The organism is Sphingobacterium sp. xlx-96 (assembly GCF_011007365.1).
Lineage (GTDB): Bacteria > Bacteroidota > Bacteroidia > Sphingobacteriales > Sphingobacteriaceae > Sphingobacterium > Sphingobacterium luzhongxinii.
The window spans coordinates 197,005-213,546 of the sequence record NZ_WFKM01000001.1; the positions used below are offsets into that span (position 1 = coordinate 197,005).

General features: G+C 37.6%; 14 protein-coding genes. 4 read left to right on the forward strand and 10 right to left on the reverse strand.

From position 1 onward, the window contains the following. Window positions 1-5 precede the first annotated feature (5 nt). The 5 genes from G7B20_RS00895 to G7B20_RS00915 form a co-directional block, all read right to left on the reverse strand. A complete protein-coding gene (locus G7B20_RS00895; protein ID WP_164108155.1) occupies window positions 6-1,235 on the reverse strand; it encodes a nucleoside recognition domain-containing protein in 1,230 nt (409 codons plus the stop codon). A 95-nt stretch (window positions 1,236-1,330) separates the two neighbouring features. Next, complete coding sequence (locus G7B20_RS00900; RefSeq protein WP_164108156.1) at window positions 1,331-2,617, reverse strand: anthranilate synthase component I family protein; 1,287 nt, start codon at window positions 2,615-2,617, stop codon at window positions 1,331-1,333. Window positions 2,618-2,620: 3 nt separating this feature from the next. After that, window positions 2,621-3,895, reverse strand: a complete 1,275-nt coding sequence (locus G7B20_RS00905) for an adenylosuccinate synthase (protein WP_164108157.1) — start codon at window positions 3,893-3,895, stop codon at window positions 2,621-2,623. A gap of 244 nt (window positions 3,896-4,139) precedes the next feature. Next, window positions 4,140-4,634 carry a Fur family transcriptional regulator gene (locus G7B20_RS00910; protein WP_164108158.1) on the reverse strand — a complete coding sequence of 165 codons (495 nt, stop codon included), beginning with the start codon at window positions 4,632-4,634 and terminating at the stop codon, window positions 4,140-4,142. 77 nt (window positions 4,635-4,711) lie between these two features. Continuing rightward, a complete protein-coding gene (locus G7B20_RS00915) occupies window positions 4,712-6,919 on the reverse strand; it encodes a RelA/SpoT family protein (RefSeq protein ID WP_164108159.1) in 2,208 nt (735 codons plus the stop codon). 185 nt (window positions 6,920-7,104) lie between these two features. Between G7B20_RS00915 and G7B20_RS00920 the strand changes: the two genes are divergently transcribed. The 3 genes from G7B20_RS00920 (at window position 7,105) to bshB1 (ending at window position 9,320) form a co-directional block, all read left to right on the forward strand. After that, the gene (locus G7B20_RS00920; protein WP_164108160.1) at window positions 7,105-7,719 is read left to right on the forward strand and encodes a DUF4294 domain-containing protein; all 615 of its coding nucleotides are present in this window, start codon (window positions 7,105-7,107) and stop codon (window positions 7,717-7,719) included. An 11-nt stretch (window positions 7,720-7,730) separates the two neighbouring features. Further along, window positions 7,731-8,234 carry a glutathione peroxidase gene (locus tag G7B20_RS00925; protein ID WP_164108161.1) on the forward strand — a complete coding sequence of 168 codons (504 nt, stop codon included), beginning with the start codon at window positions 7,731-7,733 and terminating at the stop codon, window positions 8,232-8,234. 366 nt (window positions 8,235-8,600) lie between these two features. After that, window positions 8,601-9,320 carry a bacillithiol biosynthesis deacetylase BshB1 gene (gene bshB1 / locus G7B20_RS00930; RefSeq protein ID WP_164108162.1) on the forward strand — a complete coding sequence of 240 codons (720 nt, stop codon included), beginning with the start codon at window positions 8,601-8,603 and terminating at the stop codon, window positions 9,318-9,320. Between the two features lie 11 nt (window positions 9,321-9,331). Here bshB1 and G7B20_RS00935 read toward each other — a convergent pair whose 3' ends face one another. From G7B20_RS00935 to G7B20_RS00955, 5 genes are all read right to left on the reverse strand, one after another. Then, window positions 9,332-10,309, reverse strand: coding sequence for a bifunctional riboflavin kinase/FAD synthetase (locus G7B20_RS00935; protein ID WP_164108163.1), 978 nt, complete (start codon window positions 10,307-10,309; stop codon window positions 9,332-9,334). A 6-nt stretch (window positions 10,310-10,315) separates the two neighbouring features. Further along, window positions 10,316-11,047, reverse strand: a complete 732-nt coding sequence (truB, locus tag G7B20_RS00940; protein ID WP_164108164.1) for a tRNA pseudouridine(55) synthase TruB — start codon at window positions 11,045-11,047, stop codon at window positions 10,316-10,318. Continuing rightward, complete coding sequence (locus tag G7B20_RS00945; protein ID WP_164108165.1) at window positions 11,047-11,841, reverse strand: undecaprenyl-diphosphate phosphatase; 795 nt, start codon at window positions 11,839-11,841, stop codon at window positions 11,047-11,049. Before G7B20_RS00945 ends, truB begins: the two co-directional genes overlap by 1 nt. A gap of 12 nt (window positions 11,842-11,853) precedes the next feature. Beyond that, complete coding sequence (locus G7B20_RS00950; protein ID WP_164108166.1) at window positions 11,854-12,087, reverse strand: DUF3098 domain-containing protein; 234 nt, start codon at window positions 12,085-12,087, stop codon at window positions 11,854-11,856. A 68-nt stretch (window positions 12,088-12,155) separates the two neighbouring features. Next, a complete protein-coding gene (locus G7B20_RS00955; RefSeq protein ID WP_164108167.1) occupies window positions 12,156-13,034 on the reverse strand; it encodes a cell division protein FtsX in 879 nt (292 codons plus the stop codon). Window positions 13,035-13,264: 230 nt separating this feature from the next. Here G7B20_RS00955 and leuS point away from each other — a divergent pair, with 230 nt between their 5' ends. Beyond that, window positions 13,265-16,048 carry a leucine--tRNA ligase gene (gene leuS, locus G7B20_RS00960; RefSeq protein WP_164108168.1) on the forward strand — a complete coding sequence of 928 codons (2,784 nt, stop codon included), beginning with the start codon at window positions 13,265-13,267 and terminating at the stop codon, window positions 16,046-16,048. Window positions 16,049-16,542 lie beyond the last annotated feature (494 nt).

Below are 16,542 nucleotides of genomic sequence, written 5' to 3' on the forward strand. Positions count from 1 at the left end.
AGATATTATCCAAAGAAAATGTAAGCTACTATTATAGCAGCAATCACACCAATAAATTCAGAAATCAATGCACATGGTAACGCATGTCTTGTGTTTTTGATAGCTACAGATCCAAAATAAACGGCCAAAACATAAAATGTTGTTTCCGTAGATCCTTGAATTACACAGGCTACACGGGAAGCAAATTCATCTGGACCTTTAGCGGCCATTAAATCTACCATCAGCCCTCGCGCTCCAGAGCCACTAAGTGGCTTCATGAATGCCACTGGGAGTGCTTCCACAAAAGAAGTATCAAAACCTAACTTAGCAATTAAGAATGAAATACCGTTTACGAGGTAATCCATTGTTCCTGATGCTCTAAAAATGGCTATGGCTACTAATATAGCAACTAGATAAGGAATGATATTGACTGCGACACCAAAACCTTCTTTGGCTCCCTCAATAAAGGCATCATACACATTGATTTTTTTGTAGAAAGCGAGAGCTATGAAAGAAACAAACAGCGAAAAGAGGGTTAAATTCCCCACCACCGAAGAAATTACTTCTATTTGCTGTTGTTGTAAGGTTGAAAAATAGTAAAGAAGTCCACCAATTGCAAGAGATAGACTACCCAAGTATAATAATATTGTTTTGTTGAATAAGTTTATTTTTTGATAAATGGAAACCATGAATAGAGCCGCTAATGTCGAGAAGAAAGTAGCAATCAGGATGGGGAGAAATACATCAGACGGTTGTGCTGCTCCAGCCTCCTGTCTATAAGCCATGATAGATATGGGTAGTAAGGTTAAGCTTGATGCATTCAAAACAATGAACATAATCTGTGCATTAGACGCCGTGTCTTTTCGTGGATTCAGTTCTTGCAATTCCTTCATGGCTTTTAGTCCCAAGGGGGTCGCTGCATTATCTAGACCCAAAGCATTAGCTGAAAAGTTCATTAAAATAGATCCCAAGGCAGGATGGTTTTTGGGGATCTCTGGAAAAAGCTTGTTGAAAAATGGACCTACAATACGTGCAAATATGGTAATCATTCCACCTTTTTCTCCTATCTTCATTATTCCTAATGCAAAGGTCATCATTCCTATTAAGCCTAATGAGATGGTAGCGCCACCTGCTGCACTGTCAAATAAAGCCTTGACAATATTTTGGAAGACCTCCGTGTCGCCGCCGATAAGTTTTATCAGAGCTACCACAAAAGTGATCAAGAAAAACGAAACCCAAACGTAATTTAGAGCCATATAATTATAGTTTTCGGTTGTAAATGTAAGGTTTATGAAAGATTCTTCCAAAAAGGAATTTAGAACAGTAAAAACTGTTTAATACAAGTGTATTCTTATTTTAACTCGCTATCAAGTGCTCTTATTATTGCGCTAGCTTTCAAAAGACATTCTTTATATTCTTCTTCCGCTTTAGCACTATAAGTCAAAGCTCCCCCGGTATGAAAAGATAGATACTGTTGGCTCTGATTGTACAAAATTGTGCGTATTACTACATTAAAATCAAAATCCCCATCTGGTGAAAAATATCCAACTGTACCAGCATAAATACCTCTTTTACTTTTTTCATACAAATCGCATAAGCGCATGGCGCTAATCTTGGGAGCACCTGTCATCGACCCAGGGGGGAACAGGTTTTTTAAAGCTTGTATATCCGAAATGTCTGCTTTTTGTTGTCCTGTTATCGTGGAGATTAGTTGGTGTACTTGCTTAAAGGTATGTACTTCCAATTTTCGACTTGCATCTACACTGGCAGGTTCTACAGATTGTGTCATGTCATTGCGTACCAAATCGACAATCATTACGTTCTCGGCAATTTCTTTGGGGTTGTTGCGTAATTCACTTTTAAGACATTCGTCTTCTTCCTCAGTCACTCCCCGAGGTGCTGTACCTTTAATAGGTTGCGAAATTAATGTATGTCCTCTTTTTGCAAGAAAACGTTCCGGTGATGCGGAAAGGACAAACTTATCTCTCAGTTTAAAAAAAGTCGAGAATGGTGTAGGAGATATTCTATTCAATTTGTTGTATGTAGCTATAGGATTTAGTATAGCTTGTTCTGCATAAAATTCTTGACAGAGATTTACTTCATAGATATCACCACGTTTGATATGATACATCATCTTTTCAAACGCATTAAAATAGACCTCCTTGGACATTCTTTTTTTTACACGAATAGCCGATCTTTTTCGTGTAAAGTCTTGGTTCATAAACGAAAAATTGTCAATGGATTGAAATATTTCTTCGGGATTATTCGACTCGATTTCCAAGCTTGAATTCGAAAACTTTAATACTGTTTTTGGGATAAAAAAATAGGCCTCTGGAAAGCCCAGGTTATCCGGCTGCGAAGTAGTTAGTGCCTCTAACTCATTTTTGAGGTCGTAGCTAAAAAAACCAAGCATCCAGTTTTGTGGATACTTGGTTTTAAAATTTTCTACCTTAGCGAAGGTTTGTGTACCATCGCTTTCGAAGTCGGCTTTAGCATCTACTGCCAATAGAGAAGCCACAGAGGAGTAAGCGTCCTTGTAGCCATTGGACTGAAAATAACACACTTGTTCGAATTGTTGAGCCCATTCTAGAGCTTTAGCTTCAAATAAGTGATCAACTTCAAATATGGCTTTAGCCATGGCTTAATTCAAAGCAATAGTTTGTGTACGGTCTGGTCCTACAGATAGATATTTGATAGGCACTTGAAGTGCTTTTTCTAAATAAGCAATGTAATTTGCCAGTGCTGCAGGGATTTCTTCTTGCGAGCGTATCCCTGTTAGATCCTGATTCCAACCTTCGATTTCCTCTAAGATCGGTTCTGGTTTGATTGAATTTATGTCGTAAGGCATATAGTCAATAATTTCTCCGTTATATCTGTAATGTGTACAAGCATATATTTTTTCAAATGTATCGAGTACATCTGCTTTCATCATTACTAATTCCGTTACGCCGTTCAGCATTATTGCATATTTTAAGGCAGGGATATCAATCCATCCTGTCCGTCTAGCACGCCCTGTTGTTGCACCAAATTCATGGCCCAATTGACGTAGTTGTTCACCAACTTCATTATCTAACTCTGTTGGGAAAGGTCCACCTCCAACACGGGTGCAATAAGCTTTGAAAATGCCTAGTACGTCACCTATTTTGTTAGGAGCTATACCTAATCCTGTACAAGCACCGGCTGTTGTCGTATTGGATGAAGTTACAAATGGATAAGAACCGAAATCGATATCGAGCAATGTACCTTGTGCACCTTCAGCTAATACTTTTTTTCCTTCTTTTAAGTATTGGTTGACTAAATGTTCTGAGTCTACATGAGGTATTGTCTTTAAGAATTCGATAGCGGCTAGGAAAGCGTCTTCACGTTCTTTGAAATCAGGAACTTCACCATAATGTGATAAGATATTCAAGTGTTTTTCTTTTAATCTTTCATAGCGTTCCATGAAATCAGGTAACGTAGTGTCCCCTACACGAAGACCATTTCTACCTGTTTTGTCCATATAGGTGGGGCCGATCCCTTTCAAAGTGGAGCCGATTTTTCCTTCACCCATTTTGGACTCCGATGCCGCGTCTAAAAGTTGGTGCGTCGGAAGAATTAGGTGCGCTTTACGCGCTAAAACTAATTTTCCTGTTCCTACAGGATCAAAACCTGCAGACTTTAGGTTATCTAACTCTCTTTTAAGAATAATTGGATCGATTACTACACCGTTTCCAATTAAGTTTAAAGTTTTTGGGTTAAAAATACCTGAAGGGATAGTGTTTAAAACAAACTTTTTGTTGTCAAACTCTAACGTATGTCCTGCATTAGGACCTCCTTGGAAACGAGCGATAAGATCATATTGAGGACATAGTACATCGACTATCTTTCCTTTTCCCTCGTCGCCCCATTGTAAGCCCAGTAGCACATCAACTTGCATAACGTATTATTTTGAGATTAAAATTGAAATTTTCAAAAAATAAAAATAAGACCTTGACCTTAGTCTAAGAAAAACACCTTTTTTAAGGTGTTAACTGACTATAAAAATCATTTTCAGAATAATACTGAAAAATAGCCCTTACCAAATGTAGATCCATTAATAGATACTACAATAAAATAAAGTTCGGAAAATTGATTACTCAATTTTCCGAACAAAAATACTATTTAAAATAAAGGATGGAGAATTAATTTGAAATTACTTCCTTACCTACTTTTTTCTGTTCTTTGCCTTTAGATTCTCGGCAATCCTGACACACCCCATATAAGTTTAGAGAGTGATGCTTGATGTCGAATTTTAGAAGATCACCAATCATACTTTGAATCTGATGGATTCGGGGATCACAAAATTCAACCACTTTGTTGCATTCTATACAAATAACATGGTCGTGTTGTTTGTAGCCATAGGACTTTTCAAACTGAGCCATATTACGACCAAACTGATGTTTGGTCACTAGATCGCAAGATACCAAGAGTTCTAGGGTATTGTAAACTGTGGCTCGACTGACCCGGTATTTTTTGTTTTTCATATGAATATAGAGCGATTCTACATCAAAATGATCTGTACGGGAGTAGATCTCCTCTAAAATTGCATAACGCTCTGGAGTTTTTCTCAGATTTTTATTCTCTAAGTAAGCCTCAAATATTTTTTTAACTGTACTGTAGTTTTCAGCTTGATTCATCTTCTTTTAACACTTAAACAAATTTACCAATTTCTGTTCTAATTCTAGCATATTAAAAAATTCTGATACTGATATGATCAATTTTCAAATTCGTATCTTGTTACGCTAGTTATACCACTAACTAGTTTCAGGTGGTTAATTAGATTGTCTAATTGATCTAGGTTGTTGATGTTAACCATGATATTTCCTTCAAATATGCCTTCATTACTCGATATAGACAGCGACCGTATATTTACCTTAAATTCTTGCGATATGACTGTGGTTAGTTTATTGACAAGTCCGACATCATCGATCCCTATAATACGGATTCCTGTCAGAAAGGATGTTTCTATCTGCGATGATGCCCATTGTGCCTTCAGGATTCTATAACCATAATTGGCCATCAATTTGGAGGCGTTAGGGCAGGAGGTACGGTGTATTTTTATTCCGTCGTTTACTGTCAGGAAGCCAAATATATCATCGCCTGGGATAGGATTACAACAAGGAGCTAATGTATAGTCCACTTTTTGTAGATCATCACCGATTAAAATGGTGTCGTTTTCTTTTTTATTGATCTTATCAACTAACCCTGATATATGGGAAGAGAATTGATTGGTGTTGCTCTCGTGTATTTTTTCACTGGCAGCATATTCTCTCAGGTTTTTGATATCGATATTTCCTTTAGCCACATTATAAAATAGTTCTTGCGAACTCGGGTATTTAAAGAAATTAGCTATCTTATTAATATTATCTGTGTTGTAGGTTATTTTCAGTGACTTGAGCTTTCTTTCCAATATCTCTTTTCCTTCCTCGGCTACTCTTCTTTTTTCTTCTTTTAAGGAAGAACGAATTTTAGATTTAGCTTTTGCTGTTACCACAAAATTAAGCCAATCTTCTTTTGGAGTTTGCTTGTTCGAGGTTATTATTTCTACCTGATCTCCGTTTTGAAGGGGGTGACTTAGCGGTACCAATTTGTGATTTACCTTGGCGCCGATACATGTAGCACCGATATCAGAGTGTATTTCAAAAGCAAAATCGAGTGCTGTTGCTCCGTTTGGAAGTTGTATTAATGCTCCCTTCGGTGTAAAAATAAAAATCTCATCCGAAAATAGATTCATTTTGAAATCATCCAAAAAGTCTAATGCATTTTGCTCCGGACTTCCTAAAACATCCCTTACTTTTTGAATCCATTGATCGAGTCCATTATCCGAGTTGGATTCTTTGTACTTCCAATGTGCCGCAAATCCTTTTTCGGCTATTTCATTCATCCGTTTAGTACGTATCTGCACTTCTACCCATTGACCTTTAGGTCCCATTACTGTGGTATGGAGCGATTCGTAGCCATTTCCTTTCGGTGTTGATACCCAATCTCGCAAGCGATCAGGATTGGGTCTATACAAATCAGTAATGATGGAGTATACCTTCCAGCATTCAGTCTTCTCTTTCTCGTATTCCGAATCTATAATCACCCGAATAGCAAATAAGTCATAGACTTCCTCAAAAGGAATTGATTTTTTACGCATCTTATTCCATATCGAATGTATGGACTTCGGTCGGCCATACACTTCGGCTTTAATCCCCTGTTCCCTCAGGATTTCTTCGATCGGTGCTACGAAGTTTGAAATGAATCGCTCCCGTTCCGCTTTCTTTTCGTTCAGTTTTTTGGCGATAAACTTATAGGTATCTGGATCGGTATATTTCATCGAGAGATCTTCCAGTTCAGATTTGATCGCATAGAGGCCTAAGCGGTGCGCCAATGGTGCATAAAGGTAGCTTGTTTCAGAAGCTATTTTAAGCTGCTTATGGCGCGCCATAAATTCCATCGTACGCATATTATGTAACCTATCTGCTAATTTAATCAGAATAACCCGCACATCGTCCGCTAGCGTTAACAACATTTTTCGGAAGTTTTCAGCCTGCATTGAACTGTTTGGGTCAAAGACGCCCGATATCTTGGTGAGGCCATCAATGATCTTGGTGACTTTTTTTCCAAATAACGCTTCTATATCTTCTAATGTTAGACTTGTATCTTCAACTACGTCGTGTAATAACGAACAGACAATGGAAGTGGTGCCTAATCCGATTTCCTCTGCGGCGATTTGAGCTACTGCAATAGGGTGATAGATGTAAGGCTCTCCTGATTTTCTACGCATGTCTTTGTGACTCTCTAGCGCCAAATCAAATGCTTTCCGTATTTCCTGCTTGTCGCCTTTTTGTAAGGTAGGTTTACAAGCCCGCAATAGAGCCCTATACCGTTTTCTTATTTCTTTGTTTTCCGCCTCAATATCAATCACATAATCTGCCATAAGAACCTTTTAATTATTTTCGTAATTTCAATCAAAAATTGTAATTTTATAGTTAGGGTTTGATATGCCCTATTTGTTTTTGTTTTTATTTATATAAATATACAAAAAAAGAAGAATTTTTTAATTAGTCAATGGTCAAAAAAGCAATGTGTAGCTGTGGATTTACAAGGATTTTAATTTTCCTTATGGTATGGGGAGGTTTTGCTATGGCGCAAGAGCAAAGGCCACTTTTGACATTACCGCATTATGGTGCGGGCACTCCGGAAATAGTTGGCTACTATTTAACCACTAGACTGCAATCGGGAGAAGAGGCTCCTTGGTTTCCAATCGAAGAGGTGGTGATTCGTGCTAGGAGAGAATGGAAGAGTGAAGAGGAAAAAAATAGGTATTTAAGGTTGAAAAGAAATGTTCTTCGGGTACTGCCTTATGCTATATATGCACAAAAGAGATATGAGCAGTTGGATAGAGATTTGGCATTGGTAGACAGTAAGAAGGAAGAGAAAGCTCTGATAAAGGCTTGTGAGCAAGAGATAAAAGAGAAAATTACGAATGAAGTAAAGAACCTTTCGGTCTCACAAGGAAAGATTTTAATTAAACTCATCGAAAGACAAACTGGTAATACCAGTTATGACTTGGTCAAAGATATGAAAGGAAGTATCACGGCTTTCGTATATCAAGGGGTAGCTCGTGTTTTTGGCCATAATCTGAAAAGTACCTATGATCCTGCTGAGGATTTTGAAGTGGAAAACATCATTCGTGAATATGAACGAGTAAGACCTATTAACAAACCCTATCAATAAAGATGTTTTATATGGAGAACAATATTTACAGCTTTAAAGTTCTTGAATTTTCGGGAAAAGAGCGATCACTAGAGGATTTTTCTGGTAAGGTTGTCCTCATCGTTAATACGGCTAGTGGATGTTATTTTCGTAGGCAGTTTAAAACGTTGGAGCAGTTGTATCAAAGGTATAAAGACCAAGGTTTTGAGATATTGGCTTTTCCATCCAATGATTTTAGAAATCAAGAACCTCGCACAGGGGTTAATTTAGAAACCTATTGTAAAATAAAAGAGAGAGTTACATTTCCTGTGTTTAAACGAATACACGTTAAAGGTGATTACATTCACCCGTTGTATCAATTCTTATCCAATAAAGATCTGAATGGGGTATTACATAATAAGCCCCTGTGGAACTTTCATAAATATCTTGTTGATCGCAATGGAAGGGTGGTCGATTTTTATTATACAGTGACCAGTCCAATGTCTGCTCGGGTGCAACGTAAAATCCAGGAATTGTTAGCAGTGAAACAAGATTAATCTTTCATGGCTTTGTCATAAAAGAACTAAGACAATACGTCTATTTCATTAAGCCTATCAATAAAAAATATAATTTACCTAAGTTTGCTCTAAATGCTAAAAACATAATAAGGGTAAGGCAAATAATGTACATCGTGTCGGTTATAAGTTTTGGCTGACAACTAAAAAATACAAACAGATGAAATGTCCATGTATCGGAAACTACGCAAACACGAATGAATATATTTTGGATATTCCATCCCGACTATTTGGGATAAGTTAATGGCAGTTGAAAATCAAGTTATATACATATGAAATACTCATGTTTAGCGAAGCACAAACACCCATGAGTATTCCATATGATTATTAAAAGCAAGTTATACACATATGAAATTAGATTTAATGGTTATGAGCGTGCACCCAGATGATGCCGAATTGGGTGCTGGGGGGACGATCGCTAAATATGTGGCTGAAGGAAAGACGGTTGGTATTATTGATTTGACTAGGGGTGAGTTAGGTACTCGTGGTACGGCGGAGACCAGGGCAGAGGAGGCCGCAGAAGCTGCACGGATATTGGGTGTAGCGGTACGCGAAAATCTAGGTCTTCGGGACGGTTTTTTTGCCAATGAGGAAGATTCTCAGCGTGTTATTATCAGTATTATTCGCAAATATAGGCCAGAGATTATTATTACCAATGCGATTGATGATCGACATCCAGATCATGGACGCGCAAGTAAGCTTGTTAATGATTCGTTATTCTTATCCGGCCTTCGACGTGTTGAGACGCAGCTAGATGGCGTAAATCAAAAGGCATTTAGACCTCGGTTGCAACTTCAGTTGATTCAAGATAAATATTTACAACCTGATATTATTTTAGATATCAGTAGCTATTGGGAATTAAAAGAAAAATCGATTTTAGCCTACAAAACTCAATTTAATTCACTCACGGAAGAGGATGGACCACAGACCTATATCTCGAAACCCGATTTTATGGAGTACACAAAAGCTCGAGCACGAGAGTTTGGCCGGAATATACAGGTATCCTATGGAGAAGGATTTACGTCGCGTAAACTACTTGGTGTAAATGATCTTTTTGAATTGATTTAAATGATCAGAGCCTATTTTTTGAAATAGGCTCTGATATTCTTTTCATCAACTTTAATCTGTTGCTGCATTTCATCCAATGAATCAAAGCGTTCGTCATGTCGGATAAACTCCATGAATTTGATGCGGATAGTTTTTGTATATAAGTTTTCTGTGAAGTCCAATAGGTTGACTTCAATTTTCCTATTCATCCCATCTACCGTAGGCCTTGTGCCAATATAGCACATTCCTTGCGCTGTTTTTTCTGGCTTCGGTTCTTGATAGGTTCCTAGGTCAATAGAAGGTACTTTTGGGTAAATCTCGACTTCTACAGCATAAATCCCGTATGCTGGAATAAGCTTGTGTGCCTCGTGAACATGAATGTTAGCGGTTGGGAATCCTATTTGTCTTCCGATTTGATCGCCCCGAATCACCGTCCCTGTTAGTTCAAATGGATAACCCAGATATTTATTAGCAGTGAGGATATCTCCCTTAATCAATGATTCACGTATACGCGTAGAGGAGACGGCTACATCATCAATATCTTGTTTTGGGATTTCTTGAACCTGAAAGTCAAAAATAGTCGAAAAATGGATTAAATCTTTGATCGATCCCTTTCTGTCTTTTCCAAAATGATGGTCATAGCCTAGGATTATAGACTTAGTACCTAGCTTATTGACCAATACATTTCGAATGTATTCTTCGGCACTCTGATTAGAAAAGTCTCTGGTGAATGGTGTTATAATGAGATGGTCTATGCCGGCTAATGCCAGCTGATGTGTTTTCTCCTCAATATCATTAATAAGACGAAGTCCTTCATCATCAGGATTGATAATAAGTCTCGGATGAGGAAAGAATGTTAATAACACGGATTCTCCACCAAACTCTTTTGCACAATTAACGAGCTTCTTTAATATTTTTTGATGTCCGATATGTACTCCGTCAAATGTACCAATAGTAACTATTGCATTTTCAAGAGGAGCAAATTCATCAAGGTTTCTATAGATTTTCATTAGAAATTATAGTCGATTTTCTAGTTCCATTGATGCTTTTTGAGCTCTAATGGTTTGTATTAATTCCTCTAGATCCCACGCCTTATCGACATGGTATTCACCGCTCATCGTTCGTCTTAAAGACGAAAGGTGAGAACCGTTATTTAATAATTTTCCAAGGTCATTTGCTATAGAACGTATATAAGTGCCTTTAGAACATTTTATACGAAAATATACAAGGGGTAATTCTATTTTTTCAATGTCAAACGCATGTATAACTACAGTCCTAGGCTTTAGCTCTACTTCTTCTCCTCGTCTGGCTTTTTCGTAGACCCTTTCACCATTTATCTTTAAAGCAGAGTGTGCTGGAGGATACTGACTTATTTCGCCCAAGAAGCTTTTTGCAGCTGTTAGGATTTCGTCTTCTGTAATTCCTGAAATATCAAATGTTTGATCGACTTCGGTTTCCAAGTCATAAGAGGGAGTTGTGGCTCCCAAAGTTATAGTGCCTGTATATTCTTTGTCTTCGGCCTGAAAGGAGTCTATTTTTTTTGTCAACTTGCCCGTACAGATAATCAATAAACCGGATGCCAACGGATCCAAGGTTCCCGCATGACCTACTTTAAGTTTAAGCGGTTTCATGGTATTTCTTAACTTACCTACGACATCAAAACTCGTCCAAGTAAGTGGTTTATCTACAAGTAATACTTCTCCTTCTGCAAAGGAAAAGTGTGTGTTTGATTGCTGAATATCTTCCATTAAATAATCTGTAAACTATGGCCACTCAATAGCATAGCTATAATAATCGCACCTACAATAATCCTGTACCAGCCAAAGGCTTTGAAACCATGTTTCGTCAAGATATCAATAAATGTTTTAATCGCAATTATAGCGACTATAAATCCTACGATGTTTCCTACAATTAAGAGATTGATCTCATCGCCAGTAAAAGTATGACCTTCTTTAAAGAATTTTAATAGCTTTACCAAAGAAGCGCCTAGCATCATTGGTATAGCCAAAAAGAAAGAGAATTCTGCTGCTGCTTTTCTCGTAAGTTGTTGTGTCATCCCCCCAACGATAGTACTCGCCGATCGAGATGTTCCCGGGATAAGTGCTAAACACTGATAACACCCGATTAAGAAAGCCTGCTTAAAACTGATGTTGTCTGAGTTTTCAACTGTTGGTTTATTAAACCACTTGTCAACAAACAAGAGCACAATACCTCCGATAACGAGCATTACGCCAACCATCAGCGGACTCTCTAATAATGAGTCAATCACATCATTCAGTACAATACCTAGAATAGAGGCTGGGATGGCTGCAACAACTAATTTATAGTAAAAATCTGACGATTTAAAGAAGCGTTTCCAATAGAGTACAAGTACGGATAGGATAGTGCCAAGTTGAATGACTATGGTAAACAGTTTGACAAATGGAGAAGGTTCGATCCCCATTAAAGCTGAGCCAATAATCATATGACCTGTAGAAGATACGGGTAGGAATTCCGTAAGTCCTTCAATAATGGCTAAAATAATAGCCTCAAAATAACTCATTCTTAGCTTCTTTTATTTTTTAGGCTTATAGAGTATTGCAACAAAACCCATTGCAAAACCTAGAATTACAACTAAAGGTGCTAGCGTGATCTTTGCAAAACTATAAATATCTTCAGTGCCCATCATCAATAAAAAACCAATGGCTACGATAACAATGCTGACAATGAAAAGTTGATAGTTTACTTTTTGAAAGACAAACGAACTCTGCTGTTTTTCATTATTTGCTATAGGATTTTTTTGTGACATTCTTTTTTAGTTATGTGATGAAGTAATGACTTACAAATCTTATTCTTAAAGTTGGTTGTTGCTACAAATTAACGGTATAAACTATGTGACTTAGCACGTAGATACTTGGTTACTGCAAAATAAGTACTCAATCCGGAAATCAATATACCTAAGATAACAACAATTAAAAATATAGCTCCAAATTCATACCAGTTGCGTAAGAAAACTAATTCTGGTACTTGCTTTTGCGCAAATTGTAGTGTAAATATAAGTAAAAGTATCGCTATTAGGGAGCCAATCAAGCCGTGAACGACCCCATACATAATATAAGGTTTACGGATGAAGTTTTTCGTCGCACCGATCAACTGCATGCTTTTTATCAGGAATCTTTGTGAGTAGATTGCTAATCGTATTGTGTTGTTAATCAATGCTACGGCAATAACCAATAGAATTACGGTGAAAGCAAGCACGATTATAGAGATGATCCGTATGTTCTTATTTACCATGTCGATCAGTGACTCTTGGTACACTACTTCCTTTACACGGCTATTTTTTGCCAGTTTTTGTATGAAAGGTTGTATACTGTCCGAATTGGCATATTGTTCCTTTAAATAGATATCAATAGAAGGTAGGAGTGGGTTATGGCCTAGATATTCTATAAAATCTTCACCAAGATCTTCTTTGAGGTTTTTAGCGGCAAGTTCTTTACTTACATATTCAGTGCGTAACACATATCCATCTTTTTCAATATCTTTTTGAAGCGATAAGACATCCCCCTCATTTATCTTGTCATTGACGATGACATTAAGAACGATATTCTCTTTTACGTACTTGGAGAGGTTTTTAGCATGAACCAGTATTAGGCCCAAAAGACCTGTCATTAACAATACCAATGCGATACTGATAACGGTTGAAATATATACAGATTTAGTTCTTTTATGAGACGAGCCTTGATCTACTATTGACATAAGCCTTTTTTATTATTTGATGCGAAAGTAAAGAATTAAGATGATTTTAGGAATAAATAATATAATAACCTAATTGAAGGAGTATATATTTAACATTTTTTATCGTCCTATCCTCACTTAATAATTACAACTAATATCTGAAATTATTATGGACAATAAAAAATTTTGTATTAAAAGTGACTTTAAATCGCTATTTTCGCAACTCCTGTAAAATTCTTTTTTTGTACGAAATGGATTATAATCATAAATCAATAGAACAGAAGTGGCAAGCCTTTTGGGCAGAAAACGCAACTTTTAAAACATCAGAATCAACCGAAAAACCAAAGTACTATGTGTTAGACATGTTTCCTTATCCATCAGGAGCGGGGCTACATGTAGGCCATCCACTTGGGTATATTGCTTCTGATATTTTTTCCCGCTACAAGCGTACTAAAGGATTTAATGTGTTGCATCCAATGGGCTATGATTCATTTGGTTTACCGGCTGAGCAATATGCTATACAGACGGGGCAGCATCCTGCCATCACTACTGAAGCAAATATTAAACGGTACCGTGAGCAGATGGATAATATTGGATTCTCGTTTGATTGGTCGCGCGAAATACGCACTTCAGAGCCTGATTATTACAAATGGACGCAATGGATATTTATGCAAGCCTTTAATGCTTGGTATGATAAGAATGAAGATCGTGCCGTGCCTATCGAAAAGCTTGTTGTTCATTTTGAGACCAAAGGGTCTCAAGGCGTTTATGCTGAGTGTGATGAGGATGTGCGTGTTTTTACTGCCGGAGAATGGATATCGTTTACGGAGCAAGAGCAGCAAAAAGAATTGTTAAAATATAGATTAGCTTTTTTAAGAGAGAGTACTGTTAATTGGTGCGCAGCTCTAGGAACCGTTTTGGCCAATGATGAAGTCATTAACGGCCTTTCTGAAAGAGGAGGCTTTCCCGTGGAACAGAAGAAAATGATGCAATGGTCTATGCGAATCACAGCATACGCGGATCGATTGCTTAAAGGGTTAGATACGATTGATTGGCCAGAACCTTTGATCGAGATGCAGCGCAACTGGATTGGTAAGTCGGTAGGAGCATTGATCAAATTCCCTGTACCACAGCTTGATTCGGATATTGAGGTGTTTACTACACGAGTAGATACTATTTTTGGTGTTAGTTTTATCGTGTTGGCACCAGAACATGATTTGGTAGCTTCACTTACTACAGATGGACAACGATTCGAAGTTGAAGCTTACATCGACAAGACCTCTAAAAAGTCTGAGTTAGATCGGATGGCAGATACAAAGACCGTTTCAGGTGTGTTTACGGGATCATATGCTAAGCATCCGATAACAGGTGAAGACGTGCAGATCTGGATCGCGGACTACGTATTAGCAGGTTATGGCACTGGGGCTGTCATGGCAGTTCCATCAGGTGATCAACGTGATTACGTATTTGCGAAGCACTTTAATCTGCCGATAGTTGCTATTTCAGACAGTCAGAATATCGAAGAAGCCGCGGATCCCAATAAGGACGGCTTGTACATTAATTCAGGTTTTGTAAATGGGATGAACTATACAGAAGCCACAGCTGCACTTATAGCTAAGCTTTCAGAGTTAGGTTTAGGTAGAGCAAAAGTTAATTTCCGCATGCGTGATGCTATCTTTGGTCGCCAGCGTTACTGGGGAGAGCCTGTTCCTGTTTTTTTTAAAGACAGCATACCTTATCTAATTAAGGAGGAAGAGTTGCCTCTATTGCTTCCCGAGGTCGATAAATACTTGCCTACGGAATCGGGAGAGCCACCATTGGCGCGCGCCGAAGGGTGGAAGTATCAGGATCAATATGAGTATGAATTGAGTACCATGCCGGGGTGGGCAGGATCTTCTTGGTATTGGTTTAGGTATATGGACCCTCAAAATAGATCAGCTTTTGTGTCAAAGAATGCTGTTGATTATTGGAAAGCTGTTGATTTGTATATAGGAGGGTCAGAGCACGCCACAGGCCACTTATTATATTCTCGTTTTTGGAATAAGATTTTGAAAGACCTTGGTTTTCATAATGAAGAAGAGCCTTTTAAGAAGCTTATCAACCAAGGTATGATTCAAGGACGTTCCAGTTTTGTATACCGTTTATTAGATGACGAAGGTAGAGGGACAAATACGTATGTTTCGTTAGGGTTAAAGGATTCCTATAATACGATTCCATTGCACGTAGATGTGAATATTGTTCATAATGACGTTCTGAATACGGATAAGTTTAAGGCTTCCCGTCCAGACTATGCCGAAGCTGAATTTATTTTAGAGGACGGCAAATACATCTGTGGCACTGAGGTAGAGAAAATGTCTAAATCCAAGTTTAACGTTGTTAATCCTGATGATATTATAGCTCTTTATGGTGCGGATACTTTGCGCCTCTATGAGATGTTCTTAGGACCATTAGAACAGGCTAAACCATGGAACACAAACGGTATTGAAGGGGTTTATAAGTTTTTAAAAAAAGTATGGAGACTCTTTCACGATGCAGAAGGTAATCTGAATGTATCTACTGAAGAACCATGTAAAGCAGAGTATAAAGCGTTGCATAAGATTATTAAGAAAGCGGAAGATGATATTGAACGTTTTTCTTTTAATACCTCGGTGTCAGCTTTTATGATTTGTGTAAATGAATTGACAGAGCTCAAGTGTAATAAAAAGACAATATTACAGGATTTTGTTATTGTGTTATCTTCTTATGCACCACACATCACCGAAGAATTATGGGCTCTGTTAGGTAATGAGCCGGGATCAATTTCTTCCGCCGTTTATCCGGTATTTAATCCAACGTATTTGGTTGAGTCAGAATTTGCTTATCCAGTTTCTATAAATGGTAAGATGAAGATGAACTTGTCTCTATCCCTCGATTTAGATCAAAGGACTGTAGAGGAAATAGTGTTATCAAATGCTGATGTCATGCGTTATTTGGATGGTAAAGCTGTGAAAAAGATGATTTTTGTCAAGGGCAAGATTATAAATATCGTGGTGTAATCAAGTTAAATACAAAAAAGGGGCAACCGTAAAATTGTCCCTTTTTTTAAGCGTGTATGCTAAGTGGTCATCAAGAATCTTTGTCATGAGTTTGTTTTAGTATTGGTATTTAAGATCTCACCCGTTAGGATCGGCTTCGCTTCATTTCTGTTTTTGATCACCACCTCACGATCCTGAAAGTTTTATTTGGTTTCTATCTTAGTAGAGAAAAGTAGCCAACTTTATAAATTTGGCCTGCTTATTGAGGGATGTTTAATACATAACAAAATGAAAGGATAAAATATGATTAAAAAAAGAAAGGAAAAGAAAACAAGTTTACAGCGGAATCCACTTATGTTTTATATGACAAATTGGGGTTTTGTAGAAAGACCCACCGATACCAAGGCAAATAACACTAAAAAAAGTTAATATAAGTGTACCTTTATTAAAGACTTTAATGTCTAACATGCAATGCTTTCCATACGAAGCATTTTTTTTGTGCCATTGATTCAAAA